The organism is Microbacterium foliorum, from assembly GCF_006385575.1.
Taxonomy (GTDB): Bacteria; Actinomycetota; Actinomycetes; order Actinomycetales; family Microbacteriaceae; genus Microbacterium; species Microbacterium foliorum_B.
In genome coordinates this window covers 1,861,008-1,880,154 of sequence record NZ_CP041040.1, presented here as the reverse complement: position 1 = coordinate 1,880,154, position 19,147 = coordinate 1,861,008, and the positions used below count along the sequence as shown (strand labels likewise).

Here is a 19,147-nt window from a genome sequence, read left to right as displayed (position 1 = left end):
AAGCTGTTGTGATTCGGAGGTGAGCGGATGGCGGAACCGCAGACGGCGTCGCAGGGATCCAGCCTGAGACGACTGGTTCCCCGCATCTTCTCCCGCGCGCCCAGGATCAACGACCTCGACAATCTGATCCGCACGGTGCGTGCGAATCATCCCAAGGGCGATCTCGCGGTCATCGAGCGCGCCTACGCCGTCGCGAAGGACAAGCACGCGGGGCAGCAGCGTCAGAGCGGTGAGCCGTACATCACGCATCCGCTCGCCGTCGCGCAGATCCTCGCCGAGATGGGCCTCGGCCCTCGTGCGATCGCGGCGGCCCTGCTGCACGACACCGTCGAGGACACCGGTTACGCCCTCACCGATCTCACAGCCGAGTTCGGCGACGAGGTCGCGATGCTCGTCGACGGCGTCACCAAGCTCGACAAGGTCAAGTACGGCGAGAGCGCGCAGGCCGAGACCGTCCGCAAGATGATCGTCGCGATGTCGAAGGACATCCGCGTGCTGCTGATCAAGCTCGCCGACCGGCTGCACAATGCCCGCACCTGGGGCTTCGTGCCGCCCGAGAAAGCCGCGAAGAAGGCGAAGGAGACGCTCGAGATCTACGCGCCTCTGGCCAACCGCCTCGGTATCCAAGCGATCAAGTCGGAGCTCGAAGACCTCTCGTTCGCCGTGCTGCATCCGAAGATCTACAACGAGATCCACAACCTCATCGCGCAGCGTACCCCGCAGCGCGAGAAGTACCTCGCTCAGGTGGTCGAGGAGATCGACGAGGATCTGCGCGATCTGCGCATTCGCGGCAAGGTCGTCGGGCGCCCGAAGCAGCTCTACTCGGTGTACCAGAAGATGGTGGTGCGAGGTCGCGAGTTCGACGACATCTACGACCTGATCGGCATCCGGGTGCTCGTCGCCTCGGTTCGTGACTGCTACGCGGTGCTCGGGGCGATCCACGCTCGATGGACCCCGCTTCCTGGTCGCTTCAAGGACTATATCGCAACCCCGAAGTTCAATCTCTATCAGTCGCTGCACACCACCGTGATCGGTCCGTCCGGACGCACGGTCGAGATCCAGATCCGCACGCATGAGATGCACCAGCAGGCGGAGTACGGTGTCGCCGCGCACTGGATGTACAAGGAGCGGATGAACGGCGGCAAGGCCGAAGTCCGTGCCTCGGACAGCGATATGGCCTGGCTCGCGCACATCTCGGACTGGCAGGCCGAGACGGCCGACCCGGGGGAGTTCCTCGACTCCCTCCGCTTCGAGATCGGCGCCAAAGAGGTCTACGTCTTCACACCCAAGGGTCGTGTCGTCGGGCTCCCGGCCGGCGCGACTCCCGTCGACTTCGCGTATGCCGTGCACACTGAGATCGGCCACCGCACGATGGGGTCGAAGGTCAACGGGCGTCTCGTGCCGTTGGAGTCCGAACTCAAGAGCGGCGATGTGGTCGAGGTCTTCACCTCGAAGAACCCCGATGCCGGCCCGAGCCAGGATTGGCTCGGTTTCGTCAAGAGCACCCGAGCACGCAACAAGATCCGCGGTTGGTTCACGAAGGAACGTCGCGAAGAGGCCATCGAGCAGGGCAAGGAGGCCATCGCCCGCGCGATGCGCCGCCAGAACATGCCGTTGCAGCGGCTGATGAGCCAGGACTCGTTCGCCGAGGTCGCCCATCAGCTCCGCTACGAAGACGTCTCCGCGCTGTACGCCGCTGTGGGCGAGGGCCATGTGTCGACGCAGTCGGTGCTCGAGAAGGTCACCGCGCTGGTCGCAGCGACCGACCCCGCCACCGGTCCGATCGACCTCCCCGGAAGCATGCCCTCGCGAGAGCCCCGCTCCGGCGATTCAGGGGTGCTGGTGCGTGGTGCATCCGACATCCTGGTCAAGGTCGCGAAGTGCTGCACCCCCGTGCCCGGCGATGCGATCGTCGGCTTCGTCACCCGCGGCAGCGGCGTCTCGGTGCATCGCACGGACTGCCCGAACGTCAAGGCTCTCCAGAGCGATGAAGACCGGTTCGTCGAGGTGTCCTGGGCGCCGACGACGAAGAGCGTGTTCCGAGTGCAGATCCAGGTCGAGGCTCTCGACCGCTCGGGGCTCCTCTCGGATGTCACCCGTGTGCTGAGCGAGCACCACGTCAACATCCTGTCGGCGACGGTCAGCACCACGGACGAGCGTCTCGCGATCAGCCGTTTCGTCTTCGAGATGGGCGATGCCGTCCATCTCGACCGCGTGCTGAACGCCGTGCGTCGGATCGACGCGGTGTACGACGTCTACCGCGTCACCTCGTCCTGACGAGCAGCCTCTCGAGAGCACCTCGTCCGGCGCGCTTGCCCGGCACGCGGATCATGGTGTCGAGTGCGACAAGCGCAGCCGGGACGAGCCTCGGCTCGGCGTGCGCCAGGAGCAGCATCCATCGCCGCAGCGACTCGTCGCGGTGCAGGCCGAGGGCGAGATCGACCATCGTGCGCTCGGGCGTCATGACCGGCACCCCGCCGATCAGCACGACGTGCGCTCGAGGCAGCGCAGTGTCGTGCAGGATCACCCGAGAGGGCAGTGCGGGGCGGATGCGATGACTGACTGCTCTCCGGACGTGGTGGCGGGCCGGTGGACCGTCTCCGGCCCCGTGGACCCAGGCTGCGGATGGTCCTGAGGCCGCGGTGTCGACGGGTACGAGAGAAGCGATCGCGGCCGCCCTGGCACTCGGGCTCTCGACGAGATCCGCCGGGATGTACCCCTCGCCGAGATCGACCACGTGCCCGTCGAGCCTCGCCGCGCTGAGCTCGGGGACGGTGAGTCGGTCACCGGGCAGATACAGGAACGCGGGATGCATCACGCCAGTCTGGCGCGGAGCATCCCGCGATCCGAGTCGTTCCGGAGATCTGTGGAGAAGGTCAGCCGCCGAGTGCGCTGAGCCAGGTACGTCGCGCTTCGAGAGCATCGGCTGCAGCCTTGGCGGCCTTCTTGTCGCCTGACTTCTCTGCGGCGGCGAGCTCGGCTTCGAGCTTCTCGATGGCCTCGAGAAGCTGCGAGCTCATGTCGTTGGCGCGCGCCTTGGTCTCGGGGTTGTTCTTCTTCCAGTCGACCTCTTCGCGGGCCTTGAGCGCCTGCTCGATCACGCGCAGGCGATCGTCAAGCGCGCGCTCCTTGTCTCGGGGGAAGATGCGACCGATCTCGTCCCACTGGCGCTGGATGCCGGTGAGCAGCGCGCGGGCGCGCTTGATGTTGGGTTCGTCGGCCACGGCCTTCGCCTCTTCGAGCAGGGCCTGGCGAGCCTCGATCTTCGGAGCGGAGTCCGCCTCTTCGGCAGCCGACTGCTCGGCACGTGCCGAGTACAGTGCGTCACCGGCCGCCTTGAAGCGCGCCCACAGCGCATCGTCGGCCTTGCGACCGGCGCGGCCGGCAGCCTTCCACTCGTCGAGCAGGGTGCGATACGCCGGGATGCCGTCGACGCCGCGGGGTGCGAGGGCCTCGGCGCGCTCGACCAGGCGGGTCTTCGCATCGCGGGCGCTCTTGTGCGTGTCGTCGAGCTCGGAGTAGAAGGCGCGACGCGCCTTGTCGACCGTGCCGCGTGCGTCGCGGAACCGCTTCCAGAGCTGCTGCGAGACACCCTTCGACAGGCGCGGCCCGTTCTGCTGCTGTGCCTGCCAGGCATCGAAGAGCTCACCGAGTTCCGCGGTCACCTGCTTCCACTGCACCTTCGACAGATCGCGGGCGGCGATCTCCTCGGCGCGCTCGACGAGGGCCGTGCGCTCTGCGATGGCCTTGTCGACCAGTTCCTTCGCCTGCTGGGCCTCCTGAGCCGTCGCCTCGGAGAGCGAGGAGGTCAGAGTGTTCAGTCGCTCACGCAGTCCGGCGAGGTCGCCGACGGCGGCCGCATCCGTCGCCTCGGCGAGAAGGTGGCCCGCCTGCTTGACGAGGTCACCGGCCGAGGCGCCACCGGCCTGGTGACGCTGTTCGAGCGTGCGCACCTTGAAGGCGATGTCGTCGTACTTGCGCACGAAGTAGGCGAGTGCTTCGTCGGGGGTGCCGTCAGGGTACTGACCGACGACGCGCCATTCCTCACCCTCGCGAACCTCGACGGTGCCGTCATCGGCGACGCGACCCCACTTCGCGGCGTCGGACGATGCGGTGCCGGCTGCGGCAGCTGCGGCCGCCGGGGCGACGGCAGCGGGCGTCGGCACCTTTCGCGGCAGGGGCGCGGCGGGGGGAGCGGGAACGGGGGGAGTCGGCTTCGACGGCTCTGTGGCAGACACGGTGATTCTCCTTGCGCGGTAGGGCCCGCGGGAGGCGGAAAGGACGAGCTTCAGCCTAGTACGAGAGCGAGGTTGCGATGTGGTCGCCATTGCTCACAATGGCCGTTACCGATCTGTGAGCGAATCGTTCGACGCGCGAAACATCGCGCGTCATATGCGAGAAACATCGTGCTCCTATCGTCTCCTTCACGACGTCCCCCGGCGATTGGAGCAGTATGAGCGAGGCCGTCCTCACCCCCGCGGAGATCGTGGTGGTCGGAGCCGGCATGGTCGCGCACCGATTCGTCGAGAATCTGATCAGCACCGCCGAGACGCCGATCCACGTCACCGTGATCGGCGACGAGGCTCGACACCCCTATGACCGGACGGGTATCTCCGGGCTGTTCTCCGGAGCGACGCCCGAGGCTCTCGAGCTGGATCGCTCGGTCTTCGAAGACTTCCGCGTGCGGTTCATCGCAGACGACAGGGTGCTTCGCATCGACCCCGGCGCGCGGACCGTGATGACGCGATCACGTCGGATCGTCGGGTACGACTCGCTCGTGCTCGCGACCGGTTCGCATGCCGCGAGCGTCGACATCGCCGGCTCCGACCTGCGCGGATGCTTCGGCTATCGCACTCTCGAAGACGTGCAGCGTCTCGAGCGCTTCGCGTATCGCCGCAGGAATGAACTCGGTCGTCCGCTCCGCGGTGCTGTCATCGGCGACGGATCGCTCGCGATCGAGGCCGCCGGCGCTCTGCAGCTCCTGGATGTCGCGCCCGTCGTCGTGCAGCACTCCGATCTCCCGACCTCTGCGACGCTGGTCTCGGAGGCTCGAGGCTTTTCGTTCGCAGGTCTCCTCGAGGCGAGAGGCGTTGCCGTCCGCACTGAGTCGCACGGCGTGCGTCTGGCCGGCGACTCGTCGGGTGCCGTGGGTGCCGTCGAACTCGGGGACGGCGTCGAGTCCGTCGATCTGGTCGTTCTCGCAGTCGGCGTGCGCCCTCGGGACGAGCTCGCCCGCAACGCGTCGATCGGTGTCGACCCTCGGGGCGGCATCGTGGTCGACGAACGATGCACGACCTCCGACCCGCGTGTCTTCGCGATCGGCGATGTCGCGAGCTTCGAGGGCCGACGGGCCGAAGCACTCGCTCGCGGCTACGCAATGGCGGAGGTCGCGGCAGCCCGGATCCTCGATGTCAGCGCGATGAGTGCACCGCGAGACCTCCTCACGACGGCGAGGGGGCCACTGCGGCCTAACGCGCCTGCAGCCGCAGGATCACCACGAGTGCGTGCGCTCCAGGCTGTCTGATGTCGGTCGTGATGATGCGCAGGGCGCGGCCATGACGCCCGCACGAACTCTCGATTCGACGCTGGCGGGATGCGCGATCGTCATCGCGGACGAGTGCTCCACAGGCGACCTCGACGTGCTGCTGAGCAGTCGGGGAGCGACAGTTCGGCGTGCGGTCGTTCCGAGCCCGGGCGCGGCGCACGGGCTCGGCCCCGCCGCGATCCACGCCGCTCGCGGCGAAGTGGACGCGGTGATCATCGTCTCCGTGTCGGCAGCGGGATCCTGGGTCGACGCAGCAGATCGGGCAGATGCGCTCGAGAGCGTCCGACGCCGTGCCGCTTCGGGACGTCTGCTCCTCGTATCCGTCGGGGCCGGCGTCGCGGACAGGCTGCGTGACGCCGAGCTCCGGACCGCCGTCTCAGAGCACGAACACCCCACGTCGTCGGCCGACCGGGTGATCGAGCATTTCGTGCGAGGTGGTGCACCGTCTCTCCCCACGGATGCCGGACTGGTCGAGGTCCGCAGCGGCGGTGTCGTCGTCGACGGAGTGTTCGTCCCGCTCTCGCGGTCCGCCGTCGCGCTGATCGACGCTCTGGCCACCGCAGGGGGTCGCGTCATCTCGAGGGCGGAGCTCGGAGCGGCGCTTCCCGGACCACAGCGCACACCGCATGCGGTGGAGGCGGCGGTGGCGCGTCTCCGTGAGGCGCTCGGGCAGAGGGTGCTCGTGCACACGGTGGTCAAGCGCGGTTACCGACTCGCCGTCACCGAGACCTGACGGAGCGCGGAGCAGCGGTGGTGAGTTCCATACGAGTGCGGCAGCGCGGACGGCGCCCGCTCGACACGGGACTGAGAGTCATTCGGTCGGAGCGTCGGACGGGAGAGGCTCGGGCAGCGGAGTCTCCGTCGGCACCGGTGCGACTGTCGGCTCGACCGTGGGCGTGGGAGCGGGTTGCTCCGGGGGCCTCGTCTGCGCGAGCACGACCTGGCTGGCGATCGCGCCGGCGATGACCAGTGCGGCGACGACGGAAGCCACCGCGTTGTCACGGACGCGGCGTCGGATCTGCCCCTCGTGCCACGTCTTGCGGGCGGTGTGCAGGCGTGCGCGCTCCGCCTCGGTGCGCGACTGCTGCGTGCTCTTCCCGCGTCCGGCCATTGCGTGCTCCCTTACTGGACGTGAATGTGCAACGTCGCCTGAGAGCCTACCGTCGCGATCGCGCTGTGCTGTCGCGCCCGAAGTGTCGGTGCCCCGCGTTAGCCTGGAGCGATGACCTCCGCAGCCGCACTGCTCTCCGGGCAGACGCCCCTCGCCGTGCGCATGCGCCCCGTGTCGCTCGATGAGGTGGCCGGTCAGAAGCACCTGCTGCGCGCCGGCTCCCCGATCGTCGCGCTGGCCGACCCCGCTGCCACCTCGCCGGGCGCGGTCTCGATCATCCTGTGGGGGCCGCCGGGAACCGGCAAGACCACCCTCGCGCAGGCGATCGCACGATCATCCGGTCGCAGATTCGTCGAGCTCTCGGCGATCACCGCCGGTGTCAAGGACGTGCGCGAGGTCATGCAGGAGGCCATCACCCAGCGCGACCTGTACGGCCAGACCACGATCCTGTTCCTCGACGAGATCCATCGATTCACCAAGGCCCAACAGGACGCGCTGCTGCCCGGCGTCGAGAACGGATGGGTTCTGCTGATCGCCGCGACCACCGAGAACCCCTCGTTCTCGGTGATCTCGCCGTTGATGTCGCGGTCGCTGCTCCTCACCCTCCAGCCGCTGACGGACGACGACGTCGGACTGCTCGTCGATCGGGCGGTGACCGATGCGCGCGGACTCAACGGCGCCGTCACCTTGGCCGATGATGCGCGCGCCGCCCTGATCCGACTGGCTTCCGGCGATGCGCGACGTGCGCTCACGGGACTCGAGGCGGCCGCTGCCGTCGCTCTGTCGAAGGGCGATGAGGGCGCGGTGCCGGCCGCGACCGCCGACGACGTCGCTCAGGCCGTCGACAAGGCGCTGCTGCGGTACGACCGGCAGGGCGACGAGCACTACGACGTCATCAGCGCGTTCATCAAGTCGATCCGAGGATCCGACCCGGACGCCGCGCTGCACTACCTCGCCAGGATGATCGAAGCGGGGGAGGACCCCCGTTTCATCGCACGACGTCTGGTGATCTCGGCTTCCGAGGACGTGGGTCTCGCCGACCCCCAGGCGCTCTCGATCGCAGTGGCCGCCGCTGATGCGGTCGCGTTCATCGGCATGCCCGAGGGGCGGATACCGCTCGCCGAGGCGACCGTCTACCTCGCCACGACCGCCAAGTCGAACGCCGCCTATGTGGGCATCGACCAGGCGATCGCCGACATCCGATCCGGAGGCTTCGGGCGGGTGCCGTTGCATCTGCGCGATGCGCACTATCCGGGTGCCAAGCGGCTCGGCCACGGTAGAGGCTACGTCTACCCCCACGACAGCGAGTTCGGCATCCTTCCGCAGCAGTATCTGCCCGACGAGCTGCGGGGCAAGCGGTACTACGAGCCCAAGAACCTGGGCGCCGAGCGTGACATCTCGGCTCGCCTCGAGCGCATCCGCCGCATCCTCGACGGGCGCTGACGCGGATCTGTTAGACTGGATCGGCTCGAAACCGTGTTTTCGGGCATCTCCTCGTTCACACCCCACCTTGCTGGCGCCCCGGCGTGCGCTCCAAGGCAGAACGCGGACGATACGTCCGTGAGTCGTGAAAGACGCGACCACGTCATCGGAAGGATAACTTCGTGACCACGAAGTCCCAGGACCGCCGCAAGGTGCGCCTCAGCCGCGCACTCGGCATCCCGCTCACCCCGAAGGCCGCCCGCTACCTCGAGAAGCGTCCCTACGCTCCGGGTGAGCACGGCCGCACCAAGCGCAAGGCTGACAGCGACTACGCCGTCCGTCTGCGTGAGAAGCAGCGTCTGCGCGAGCAGTACGGCATCCGCGAGAAGCAGATGCGCAACACGTTCAACGAGGCTCGCCGTCAGGACGGCCTGACCGGTGAGAACCTGGTCGAGCTGCTCGAGATGCGTCTCGATGCCCTCGTCGTGCGTTCGGGCTTCGCCCGCACCACCGCACAGGCTCGTCAGCTCGTCGTGCACCGTCACATCCTCGTCGACGGCCAGCTCGTCGACCGCCCGTCCTTCCGCGTGAAGCCGGGTCAGCTCATCCACGTCAAGGCCAAGAGCGAGGGCACCGAGCCCTTCCAGGTCGCAGCAGCCGGCGGTCACGCCGAGGTCCTGCCTCCCGTTCCCGGCTACCTCGAGGTCGAGCTCGACAAGCTCCAGGCTCGCCTGGTTCGTCGCCCGAAGCGCGCCGAGGTCCCCGTGACCTGTGAAGTGCAGCTCGTCGTCGAGTACTACGCAGCTCGCTGAGTTCAGCTTTTCCGCAGAAGGCGTCGGGGTCACCCGACGCCTTCTGTCCTTTCCGCATACGATGGAAGCACCGCGCCCACGCGGGCCAGAGGCAAGGATGGCGACATGAAGAACGTGCAGTGGTTCCTGATCGGTGTGATCGGCGGCTTCATCGCGGCGCATCTCATGAACAACGACCCGCGCGGTCATGAAATCCTCGCCGAGGTCGACGCCCGCTTCAACGAGTTCACGGGAATCGTCGGCGACGCCTTCCGCGAGGAGCAGGCTCGTCTCACAGACCCCGCTGGCGACTGACCGTCACGGCACCCTCGCCGCGACGTCACGTCAGTCGGCACGCCCTTCCACACCTGTACGCAAGGACACCTGGCACCCCTATGAAAACTGCGGAGATCGCGGAGCGGTATCTCGACTTCTTCGAGAAGAACGACCACCTCATCGTCCCTTCGGCCTCGCTGGTCAGTGACGACCCGTCGCTGCTGTTCACGGTCGCCGGAATGGTGCCGATGATCCCGTACCTCACCGGAGTCGTGCCCGCACCGCATCCGCGCATCGCCGACCTGCAGAAATGCATCCGCACCAACGACATCGAAGAGGTCGGCAAGACAGCACGTCACGGCACCTTCTTCCAGATGATGGGCAACTGGTCGTTCGGCGACTACTTCAAAGAGGGCGCGATCCGCTACGCGTGGGAGCTGCTCACGAGCTCTGAGGCCGATGGCGGCCTGGGCTTCGACGAGAAGGACCTCTGGGTCACCGTGTACGAGACGGATGACGAGGCCGAGGCCATCTGGCGCGACATCATCGGCCTCAAGCCCGAGCGCATCCAGCGTCTGGGGCGCGCCGACAACTACTGGAACACCGGCCAACCCGGCCCCGGTGGGCCTGACTCCGAGATCTTCTTCGATCGAGGACCCGCATACGGCAAGGACGGCGGTCCGGCGGTCGACGACTCGAGGTTCCTGGAGATCTGGAACCTCGTGTTCATGCAGGATTTCATCGAGAACATCCGGGGCAAGACCGAGTTCGACATCGTGGGGGAGCTTCCCCAGAAGAACATCGACACCGGCATGGGACTCGAGCGTGTCGCGTTCCTCAAGCAGGGCGTCGAGAACATGTACGAGACCGACCAGGTGCGTCCGGTGCTCGACCGCGCTGTCGAACTCTCGGGCCGCCGCTACGGCGCCGTGCACGAAGATGACGTCCGCTTCCGCGTGGTCGCCGACCACGTGCGCTCGTCGCTCATGCTGCTGTCAGACGGCGTCCGCCCGTCCAACGAGGGTCGCGGCTACATCCTCCGACGCCTCATGCGTCGCACGGTGCGCTCGATGCGCCTGCTCGGTGTCGACGAGCCGGTGTTCCCCGAGCTCTTCGCCACCTCACGCGATGCGATGAAGTCCGCCTACCCCGTGCTCGAGAAGGAGTGGTCGACCCTCTCCGCCTCTGCGATCGCGGAGGAGGAGACCTTCCGACGCACGCTGGCATCGGGGTCGACGATCCTCGACCTCGCTCTGGATGAGACGAAGAAGGGCGGCGGAGCCTCGCTGAGCGGCTCCGAGGCGTTCCTGCTGCACGACACCTACGGCTTCCCGATCGATCTCACTCTCGAGGTCGCAGAGGAAGCGGGCCTGGCCGTCGACCGCGAGGCTTTCGACAGCCTGATGCAGGAGCAGCGCTCGCGCGCAAAGGCAGACGCGCGCAATCGCAAGCGTCAGCTCGCGGATGTCTCGGTGTACCGCGATCTCCGCGCTCTGGGCGAGACGGGCTTCGACGGATACTCCGAGCTCGAGGTCGACTCGCGAATCCTCGGGATCCTGGTCGACGGTCAGACGGTTCGCAGCGCTGCGGAGGGGCAGATCGCCGAGGTCGTGCTCGCCGAGACCACGCTGTACGCCGAATCCGGTGGTCAGGTCGCCGACAAGGGTGTGATCGTCGGCCCGGGGTATGAACTCGAGGTGCTCGACGTGCAGCGCCCGGTCCCCGGACTCATCAGTCACACCGTCGAGGTCACTCGCGGAGTCGTCGCCATCGACGACGCGGCCACGACCATCGTCGATGCGGCCAATCGCCGTGCTGCGCGCCAGGCGCACTCTGCGACGCACCTCGTGCACGCCGCGCTCCGCGACACGCTCGGGCCCACCGCGACGCAGGCCGGCTCGCTCAACCGTGCGGGCTACATGCGATTCGACTTCTCGTGGTCGCAGGCGCTCTCCGCCGACACGCGCGCCGAGATCGAGGAGATCACCAACCGGGCCGTCAACGACGCTCTCGAGGTCACGACCCGCATCGTCACGCTCGACGAGGCGAAGGACGCCGGAGCCATGGCTCTGTTCGGCGAGAAGTACGGCGATGTCGTGCGCATGGTCGACATCGGAGGGCCGTGGTCGCGCGAGCTGTGCGCGGGAACCCACGTCAGCACGAGCGCCGAGATCGGCCTCGTGAGCGTGGTCGGCGAATCGTCCGTCGGCGCATCGAACCGCCGCATCGAGGCGCTGGTCGGTCAGGACGCGTTCCGCGAGCTCGCGGCAGAGCGGGCGCTCGTGTCGCAGCTGACGACCTCGCTCAAGACCCCGCGCGACCAGCTCGCCGAGCGGATCGCCGATCTGTCCGCGAGCCTCAAGGCTGCTGAGAAGCGCATCGCGCAGTTCGAGTCAAAGGAGCGCGCGGGGCGTGTTCCCGCCATCGCCGATGCGGCCAGCCGCGTGGGCGCCTTCCGCCTCGCTGCGCAGTCGCTCGGCGAGGTGGCTTCGGCAGACGATGTGCGCGAGCTCGTCCTCGGTGTCCGGGACCGCCTGGGTTCCGACGCGGCGGTCGTGGCGCTCGGAGCCTCGGTCAACGGTCGCCCGGTGGTGGTCGTCGCGACGAACGACGCGGCGCGTGCGGCTGGCGCCAAGGCCGGAGCGCTCGCGAAGCGTGCGGCTTCGGTGCTCGGAGGAGGCGGTGGCGGTCGTGACGACGTCGCTCAGGGCGGTGGCACAGATGTCTCAGCCCTGCAGCCGGCCCTCGAGGCCGTGACGCAGGAGCTGCAGTCAGCGTGAGCGGCTTCCGCCGCGGCGTGCGCATCGGCGTCGACGTCGGGCGAGCGCGAGTCGGCGTCGCTCGATGCGATCCGGACGGCATGCTCGCTGTGCCCGTCGAGACCGTGCAGCGGGATGATCAGGCGATCGACCGGATCGCCGCGATCGCGGCGGACTTCGACGTGCTCGAGTTCGTGGTCGGACTGCCCGTCAACCTGATGGGGGCTGACACGGCATCGACGACGGATTCCCGAGAGTTCGCTGCCGCCCTGCACGCTCGCACCGGAACTCCGGTCCGGCTCGTCGACGAGCGGCTCAGCACCGTCACGGCACACGCCGCGTTGCGTTCTTCGGGCAGATCACAGAAGAAGTCTCGTAGCATTGTTGATCAGATCGCCGCGGTGGTCCTGCTGCAGCAGGCGATCGACACGGAGAAGAGCACCGGAAACCCGACCGGTGCCACGATTCCGCTCGACGAGGAGTCCCCCCGATAATGCCCGAACGTGAGAGTGCTTCGCCCCAGCACGATCCGGACGCCCGCCTGGGTGACCTGTTCGAGAACCTTCCCGACCCGTCGCAGCAGATTCCGACGGTCGACAACACACCACCCGCACCCGGGTCCCGTAGAGCTGCTCGCGAAGCGGCAGCCGTGAGGTCGTCCGGCGATCCGGAACGCGAGTCCGCGGACACATCGACGGGTGAGGACGTGACGACCCGCGCGATGCCGACAGCCGCCACGGGCGACGCGGGCGACCCGCCCTCGGCCGCACCCATTCCGACAGCGGAAGCGGGGACCGCTGCAGAACGTGCCTCCGGCACCACGCCGGCCGAGTCCACGGGCGACGCGGCCTCGATCGGCGCCGCCGGTGGCTCCGCAGCAGGCGGCCGCCTCGAGGACCTCTTCCACGGACACCCGGAGGAGCCCAGCGGCACTCGACCGCCGGCGAAGAAGAAGCGTCGCACAGGGTGCCTGGTCGCCCTCGTCATCGTCCTCGCAGTGATCGGCGGCATCGTCGGCGCCGGTGTCTGGGCATGGAACGCCTACGGCGACAAGATCAGCAACGCCCTCGGCTGGGGCGAGCCCGAGGACTGGGAGCCGGGGCTGGCCACCGGTGAGGTGCTCGTCACGATCTCTGAGGGCGACACGGGCGCACCGGTGTCGACGGCCCTCTACGAAGCCGGCGTCACCCGCACGGAGGATGTCTTCTACGACTACCTGGTCACCGAGAACATCGCCGTCACCTTCTATCCGGGCATCTATTCGCTGCAGGAGAAGATGACGGCTGAAGCAGCTCTCGAGGCGCTTCAGAACCCCGAGAACAAGCGCGAGAACTCCGCCAGTGTCGGTGAGGGCGCGACGATCGAATCCTCGCTGCCCGGCATGGCCGAGTCTCTCGGGATGCCCATCGAGGAGCTCCAGGCGGCGGTCGATGCGGATCCTGCGACCTACGGTGTGACCGCGCAGAACCTCGAGGGGTGGCTCTTCCCGGCCGTCTACACGTTCGATCCGGAGGTGACCGCCACGCAGGTCATCCAACGCATGGTCGATCGCACGAACGAAGCGCTGACAGATGCCGGGGTGCCCGCAGAGGATGCGCAGCGCGTGCTGACGATCGCTTCGATCATCCAGCGCGAGGGCCTCACTGCTGACTTCCCCAAGGTGTCCCGCGTGATCGAGAACCGCCTCGACATCGACATGAAGCTGCAGATGGACTCGACGGCGCAGTACGGCTACGGCTCGCTTCACGAGGGCGTCGTCTCGAGCTCTGCCGAGGCCCTCGAAGACGACAACCCGTGGAACACCTACGTGCACACCGGTCTGCCTGTCACGCCGATCGCCAGCCCGAGCTACGCGGCGATCGACGCCGCGATGCACCCCGCTGACGGGCCGTGGATCTACTTCGTGACGACGAACCTCGCCACCGGAGAGACCCAGTTCTCGGAGACCTACGAGGAACACCTGCAGGGAGTCGAGAAGTGGGATCAATGGTGCCAGGAGAACCCAGACGGGGGATGCTCGGCCGGATGACCCGGCGGCGCCTCGCGGTGTGGGGAGACCCGATCGCTCACTCCAAGTCCCCCCAGCTGCACGACGCGGCATATGCAGCGCTCGGCCTCGACTGGGAGTACACGCGCCGCCAGGTCGACGAGCGGGCGTTCGCCGACGCTCTGGGTGCTCTCGACGAATCGTGGCGAGGTCTCTCGCTCACGATGCCCCTCAAAGAGACGGCGCACCGCGCCGCGAGCACGCACGATCGCTACGCGAACCTCACAGGAGCTGCCAACACGCTGCTGCTGACCGACGGCATCCACGGCTTCAACACGGACGTCGGCGGAATCGTCGACGCGCTGGGCGAGCAGGGTCTGCTCGGCATCGAGAGCGTTCGCATCCTCGGCGCCGGGGCAACGGCTTCATCCGCTCTCGTCGCGTGCGTCGAGGCAGGAGCCCGCTCGATCGATGTGCGTGCTCGCCGACCCGAACGCGCCGTCGACCTCGTGGCCCTGGGACAGCGGCTCGGCGTCTCCGTCTCCGTCTCCCCGTTCGATGCAGACGCGGGGGACGTCGGCCTCACCGTGGCGACGCTGCCCGGCGGCACCGCTCTCGACGCTCTGACAGCTGCGCGCCTGAGTCTGAGCGGGGGAGTGCTGTTCGATGTCGCCTACTCCCCGTGGCCGTCGGCGCTCGCATCCGTGTGGACCGACGGCCGAGCCGTCTCCGGCGAGGGGATGCTGCTGCGTCAGGCCGTCCGCCAGGTCCGGATCTTCGTGCACGGTGACCAGAGTGTTCCGCTTCCTTCGGAAGAGGCCGTGGTCGACGCGATGAAGGCCGCTCTGTAGTCATCGGTCGTCACGCGGCACGATCCGAGTCGAAACGCGTGGGAGACTAGACCAATGCTCCGCGTGCTCACTGCCGGCGAATCGCACGGCCCAGAACTCATTGCCGTCATGGAGGGTCTGCCCTCGGGCGTCCCGGTGTCCTCCGAGGCGATCCAGGCCGATCTCGCACGTCGCAAGCTCGGCTATGGGCGCGGCTCGCGCATGAAGTTCGAGCAGGACGAGCTGACGATCTCAGGTGGCGTCCGTCACGGCAAGACCCTCGGCAGCCCCATCGCTCTGCGCATCGGCAACACGGAGTGGCCGAAGTGGATCGAGGTCATGAACCCCGAACCCGTCGAGCTGACCGACAAGTCGCGTGGCCGGAGCGCACCGCTGACCCGCCCGCGGCCGGGGCACGCCGATCTCGTCGGCATGCAGAAGTACGACTTCGATGAGGCGCGCCCCATCCTCGAGCGTGCCAGCGCACGAGAGACGGCGGCCAGAGTCGCCCTCGGTGCCATCGCTCGCTCGTTCCTCGGCGAACTGGGCATTCGCCTCGTCAGCCACACGCTGTCGATCGGTCCGGTCCGCGTGCCGGACGACGCTGCACTCCCGACTCCCGACGACGTCGACCGGCTCGACGCCGATCCGTTGCGCTGCTTCGACGCGGCGACCTCCGCTCTCATGGTGACCGAGGTCGATGACGCGAAGAAGGACGGCGACACCCTCGGTGGAATCGTCGAGGTGCTCGCTTACGGTCTTCCGCCCGGGCTCGGCTCGCACGTTCACTGGGATCGCCGTCTCGACGCGCGTCTCGCACAGGCCCTCATGAGCATCCAGGCGATCAAGGGTGTCGAAATCGGCGACGGCTTCGAGACCACGCGCCGACGCGGTTCCGCCGCCCATGACGAGCTGTTCGCGACCGCCGAGGGCATCTCTCGCGGCTCGGACCGCGCGGGAGGCACCGAGGGCGGCATGTCGACCGGAACCGTGCTCCGTGTGCGCGCGGGGATGAAGCCGATCGCCACCGTGCCACACGCACTCCGAACGATCGACATCGCATCCGGCGAGGATGCCACGGCACACCATCAGCGATCCGACGTGTGTGCCGTACCGGCTGCCGGGGTCGTGGCCGAAGCCATGGTCGCCGTCGAACTCGCCAACGCCGTGCTAGAGAAGTTCGGGGGCGACAGCATCGGCGAGACGCGCCGCAACCTCGACGGCTACCTCGCGGCGATTCCTGCTGAGCTGCGCACGACGCCCGCGTCCGAGGCGGCGCTCATCGCGCATGACGAGCGCGACTGATCCGCTGACGCTGGTGCTGGTCGGTCCGATGGCGGCCGGCAAGACCAGCGTCGGGCGTCGTGTCGCACGCAAGCTCAACGTGCCGTTCGTGGACACCGACAAACGGGTCGTCGCAGCGCACGGCCCGATCCCTGCGATCTTCGAGGAGCACGGAGAGGCGCATTTCCGCTCGCTCGAGCGCGCCGAGGTCGCGGAGGCTCTGCAGGCGGGCGGCGTGATCTCCCTCGGTGGAGGGGCGGTGACCGACGCGGGCACCCGAAAGCTGCTGCTCGTGCACCCGGTCGTGTTCCTGACCGTCACTCCTGCGGCGGTGGCCGATCGCATCCACAGCGGCGGGCGCCCCCTGCTTGCGGGCGATGACCCCGTCGGGCGATGGACGAAGATCTTCGAAGAACGTCGAGACTGGTATGACGAGGTGGCATCCGTGACGTTCGACACGTCGCGACGCCCCATGCAGCGCATCGCCGACGACATCGTGGCATGGAGGAGAGAACTGGGATGAGTACGACAACCATCAGCGTGACGGGGGAGAACCCCTACGACATCGCCATCGGACGCGGCATCCTCGATCGGGTGTCAGCGGCCCTCGACGCCGGAGTGCGCAAGGTGCTCGTCGTCCACCCGCCCACGCTCGCCGCCCGCGCGGCGGAGCTGCGGGATCGGCTGCTCGCCGACGTCGAGAACGGTCAGCGGGAGGTTCTGCTCGCCGAGGTGCCGGATGCCGAGCAGGGCAAGCGCGTCGAGGTAGCCGCCTTCTGCTGGCAGGTCATGGGGCAGGCCGACTTCACCCGCTCGGACGCTGTGGTCGGATACGGCGGCGGCGCGGTGACCGATCTCGCCGGCTTCGTCGCGGCGACCTGGCTGCGGGGAGTCCAGCTCGTCCAGGTGCCGACCACCGTGCTCGGCCTCGTCGACGCATCGGTGGGCGGCAAGACCGGGATCAACACCGCCGAGGGCAAGAACCTCGTCGGCGCCTTCTGGGCGCCTCGTGCGGTGATCGGCGACCTCGACGAGCTCGCCAGCCTCAGCCCGAACGAGGCGACAGCGGGCTTCGCCGAGGTCGTGAAGGCCGGATTCATCTGGGCTCCCGAGATCCTCGACATCATCGAGGCGGACCCCGCGCGCGCCGTCGATTCGACGACACCCGAGTTCCGCCGGGCGATCGAACTCGCGATCGACATGAAGGCACAGGTCGTCTCCGACGACTTCCGCGAGGCCGGACAGCGCGAGATCCTCAACTACGGTCACACCCTCGGCCATGCGATCGAGCACGCCGAGCGCTACCGGTGGCGCCACGGGGCGGCGGTATCGATCGGCATGCTGTACGCGGCCGAGCTGTCGCGACTCGCCGGGCGGCTGTCGGACTCCGCCGCCGAGCGTCACCGCACGATCCTCGACTCTCTCGGATTGCCGACGGGATATCGTGCCGGCGCATGGCCGCAGCTGCTTGCGACGATGCAGCGCGACAAGAAGAGCCGTGGCGGCATGCTGCGATTCATCCTCCTCGACGACATCGCCAAGCCCACGGTGCTGCAGGCCCCGGACGAGTCACTGCTCTTCGCCGCGTACCAGGAGATCGGCGAATGACTCGCCGCATCCTGCTCGTCAACGGGCCGAACCTCAACCTGCTCGGCAGCCGCGAGCCAGAGGTCTACGGCACCGCGACGCTGGCCGATGTCGAGAAGATCACCGCTGCGGCTGCCGAGGCCGCGGGCTTCGAGATCAGGGCGCTGCAGAGCAACCACGAGGGGGTGCTGATCGATGCCATCCACGCCGCCAGGGAGGACTGCGCCGCGATCATCATCAACCCGGGCGGGCTCACGCACACGAGCGTGTCGCTGCGTGACGCCCTGACCGGCGTCGCTCTGCCGTTCGCCGAGGTGCACATCTCCGATGTGTACGCGCGCGAGGACTTCCGGCACCATTCCTACCTTCACGACGTCGCGGCGGTGCGTGTGATCGGCGAGGGCGTCGACGGCTACGCGAGCGCTGTGCGGCAGCTCGCAGCGCTCATCGCGTAGAATCGACTCTCGGCCCACCCCAGTCCACCTCGGACGCGAGCGGCCCCCAGACTCTAGAAACGGAAAGTCCAGCTCATGGCATCTACCGCAGACATCAAGAACGGCGTCGTCCTCAGCATCGAGCGGCAGCTCTGGAGCGTCGTCGAGTTCCAGCACGTCAAGCCCGGCAAGGGCGGCGCGTTCGTCCGCACCAAGCTCAAGAACGTCATGAGCGGCAAGGTCGTCGACAAGACCTTCAACGCCGGCGCGAAGATCGAGATCGAGAACGTCGATCGCCGTGACTACACGTACCTCTACACGGACGGTGACGGATACGTGTTCATGGACCAGACCGACTACGACCAGATCACGGTCCCCGCTGCGACGGTCGGCGACGCGAAGAACTTCCTGCTCGAGAACCAGCAGGTCACGATCGCGCTCAACAACGGCAACCCGCTGTACATCGATCTGCCGGCATCCGTGATCCTGGAGATCACCTACTCCGAGCCCGGCGTGCAGGGCGACCGGTCTTCGGCGGGCACGAAGCCCGCGACGCTCGAGACCGGCTACGAGATCCAGGTGCCGCTGTTCGTCGAGACCGGCACCAAGGTCAAGGTCGACACGCGCACCGGCGACTACCTCGGTCGCGAGAAGTAAGGCGTGAGCGCCCGTACGAAGGCGCGCAAGCGCGCACTCGACATCCTGTTCTCCGCCGACGTCCGTGGCGACGAGGTCGCCGTGGCTCTTGCCGCAGAGGCGAAGCGAGCCGCGAGCGAACCCGCCCGCGAGGCCTCCTGGCTGTACGCCCGCGAGGTCGTGGACGGCATCATCGACCACCGTGACGAGATCGACGAGCTCATCACGACGCACAGCCGCGACTGGAAGCTCGAGCGGATGCCCGCGGTCGACCGTGCGCTGCTGCGCATCGGCGTCTGGGAGATCCTGTTCAACGCCGAGGTGCCGACGGCCGTCGCCATCGATGAGGCGGTCGAGCTCGCCAAGGAGTTCTCCACCGACGACTCGGGCGCGTTCGTGCACGGTGTGCTCGCCCGCGTGTCTCGCGCGGCCTGAGCGACGACTCAGGACGCGGTCTCCGAGATGTCGGAGGCCGCCGGAAGGAT

General features: G+C 67.9%; 19 protein-coding genes. 16 read left to right on the top strand and 3 right to left on the bottom strand.

Annotated features, from left to right (window positions below):
* The first annotated feature begins 27 nt into the window (after positions 1 to 27).
* Complete coding sequence (locus FIV50_RS08980) at positions 28 to 2,277, top strand: RelA/SpoT family protein (protein WP_140037142.1); 2,250 nt, start codon at positions 28 to 30, stop codon at positions 2,275 to 2,277.
* Here the strand turns inward: FIV50_RS08980 and FIV50_RS08975 are convergent.
* Positions 2,264 to 2,815: a type IV toxin-antitoxin system AbiEi family antitoxin gene (locus FIV50_RS08975; RefSeq protein WP_181164183.1), complete on the bottom strand. Its 552-nt coding sequence runs from the start codon at positions 2,813 to 2,815 to the stop codon at positions 2,264 to 2,266. The genes FIV50_RS08980 and FIV50_RS08975 overlap by 14 nt on opposite strands.
* A 61-nt stretch (positions 2,816 to 2,876) precedes the next feature.
* On the bottom strand, positions 2,877 to 4,238 hold the full coding sequence (locus FIV50_RS08970; RefSeq protein WP_140037140.1) for a DUF349 domain-containing protein: 1,362 nt from the start codon (positions 4,236 to 4,238) through the stop codon (positions 2,877 to 2,879).
* Between the two features lie 215 nt (positions 4,239 to 4,453).
* On the opposite strand from FIV50_RS08970, the gene FIV50_RS08965 reads away from it, so the two are divergent.
* Both FIV50_RS08965 and FIV50_RS08960 read left to right on the top strand, forming a co-directional pair.
* The gene (locus FIV50_RS08965; protein WP_140037139.1) at positions 4,454 to 5,524 is read left to right on the top strand and encodes an NAD(P)/FAD-dependent oxidoreductase; all 1,071 of its coding nucleotides are present in this window, start codon (positions 4,454 to 4,456) and stop codon (positions 5,522 to 5,524) included.
* 31 nt (positions 5,525 to 5,555) lie between these two features.
* Positions 5,556 to 6,278: a winged helix-turn-helix domain-containing protein gene (locus FIV50_RS08960; RefSeq protein ID WP_140037138.1), complete on the top strand. Its 723-nt coding sequence runs from the start codon at positions 5,556 to 5,558 to the stop codon at positions 6,276 to 6,278.
* Between the two features lie 78 nt (positions 6,279 to 6,356).
* Here the strand turns inward: FIV50_RS08960 and FIV50_RS08955 are convergent, their stop codons facing one another.
* Positions 6,357 to 6,656 carry a hypothetical protein gene (locus FIV50_RS08955; RefSeq protein WP_140037137.1) on the bottom strand — a complete coding sequence of 100 codons (300 nt, stop codon included), beginning with the start codon at positions 6,654 to 6,656 and terminating at the stop codon, positions 6,357 to 6,359.
* Between the two features lie 111 nt (positions 6,657 to 6,767).
* On the opposite strand from FIV50_RS08955, the gene FIV50_RS08950 reads away from it, so the two are divergent.
* From FIV50_RS08950 to nusB, 13 genes are all read left to right on the top strand, one after another.
* Positions 6,768 to 8,099, top strand: a complete 1,332-nt coding sequence (locus tag FIV50_RS08950; RefSeq protein WP_140037136.1) for a replication-associated recombination protein A — start codon at positions 6,768 to 6,770, stop codon at positions 8,097 to 8,099.
* A gap of 161 nt (positions 8,100 to 8,260) precedes the next feature.
* The gene (gene rpsD / locus FIV50_RS08945; protein ID WP_052677824.1) at positions 8,261 to 8,890 is read left to right on the top strand and encodes a 30S ribosomal protein S4; all 630 of its coding nucleotides are present in this window, start codon (positions 8,261 to 8,263) and stop codon (positions 8,888 to 8,890) included.
* A 105-nt stretch (positions 8,891 to 8,995) separates the two neighbouring features.
* Positions 8,996 to 9,184: a hypothetical protein gene (locus FIV50_RS08940; RefSeq protein ID WP_140037135.1), complete on the top strand. Its 189-nt coding sequence runs from the start codon at positions 8,996 to 8,998 to the stop codon at positions 9,182 to 9,184.
* An 80-nt stretch (positions 9,185 to 9,264) separates the two neighbouring features.
* A complete protein-coding gene (gene alaS / locus FIV50_RS08935; protein ID WP_140037134.1) occupies positions 9,265 to 11,925 on the top strand; it encodes an alanine--tRNA ligase in 2,661 nt (886 codons plus the stop codon).
* The gene (ruvX, locus tag FIV50_RS08930; RefSeq protein ID WP_140037133.1) at positions 11,922 to 12,398 is read left to right on the top strand and encodes a Holliday junction resolvase RuvX; all 477 of its coding nucleotides are present in this window, start codon (positions 11,922 to 11,924) and stop codon (positions 12,396 to 12,398) included. Before alaS ends, ruvX begins: the two co-directional genes overlap by 4 nt.
* The gene (gene mltG / locus FIV50_RS08925; RefSeq protein WP_140037132.1) at positions 12,398 to 13,933 is read left to right on the top strand and encodes an endolytic transglycosylase MltG; all 1,536 of its coding nucleotides are present in this window, start codon (positions 12,398 to 12,400) and stop codon (positions 13,931 to 13,933) included. The genes ruvX and mltG overlap by 1 nt, the downstream gene beginning before the upstream one ends.
* Positions 13,930 to 14,742 (top strand): shikimate dehydrogenase, encoded by an 813-nt coding sequence (locus FIV50_RS08920; protein ID WP_258184194.1) that lies wholly within the window; start codon positions 13,930 to 13,932, stop codon positions 14,740 to 14,742. The genes mltG and FIV50_RS08920 overlap by 4 nt, the downstream gene beginning before the upstream one ends.
* Positions 14,743 to 14,796: 54 nt before the next feature.
* The gene (gene aroC, locus FIV50_RS08915) at positions 14,797 to 16,026 is read left to right on the top strand and encodes a chorismate synthase (RefSeq protein ID WP_140037131.1); all 1,230 of its coding nucleotides are present in this window, start codon (positions 14,797 to 14,799) and stop codon (positions 16,024 to 16,026) included.
* Positions 16,010 to 16,528, top strand: coding sequence for a shikimate kinase (locus FIV50_RS08910; RefSeq protein WP_140037130.1), 519 nt, complete (start codon positions 16,010 to 16,012; stop codon positions 16,526 to 16,528). The genes aroC and FIV50_RS08910 overlap by 17 nt, the downstream gene beginning before the upstream one ends.
* Complete coding sequence (aroB, locus tag FIV50_RS08905; RefSeq protein ID WP_140037129.1) at positions 16,525 to 17,613, top strand: 3-dehydroquinate synthase; 1,089 nt, start codon at positions 16,525 to 16,527, stop codon at positions 17,611 to 17,613. Before FIV50_RS08910 ends, aroB begins: the two co-directional genes overlap by 4 nt.
* Entirely contained in the window at positions 17,610 to 18,047 is a 438-nt protein-coding gene (gene aroQ, locus FIV50_RS08900; RefSeq protein WP_140037128.1) for a type II 3-dehydroquinate dehydratase, read from the top strand. The genes aroB and aroQ overlap by 4 nt, the downstream gene beginning before the upstream one ends.
* Positions 18,048 to 18,122: 75 nt before the next feature.
* Positions 18,123 to 18,683 carry an elongation factor P gene (gene efp / locus FIV50_RS08895; protein WP_140037127.1) on the top strand — a complete coding sequence of 187 codons (561 nt, stop codon included), beginning with the start codon at positions 18,123 to 18,125 and terminating at the stop codon, positions 18,681 to 18,683.
* A gap of 3 nt (positions 18,684 to 18,686) precedes the next feature.
* Complete coding sequence (gene nusB, locus FIV50_RS08890) at positions 18,687 to 19,097, top strand: transcription antitermination factor NusB (protein WP_042536620.1); 411 nt, start codon at positions 18,687 to 18,689, stop codon at positions 19,095 to 19,097.
* The last annotated feature ends 50 nt before the right edge of the window (positions 19,098 to 19,147 follow it).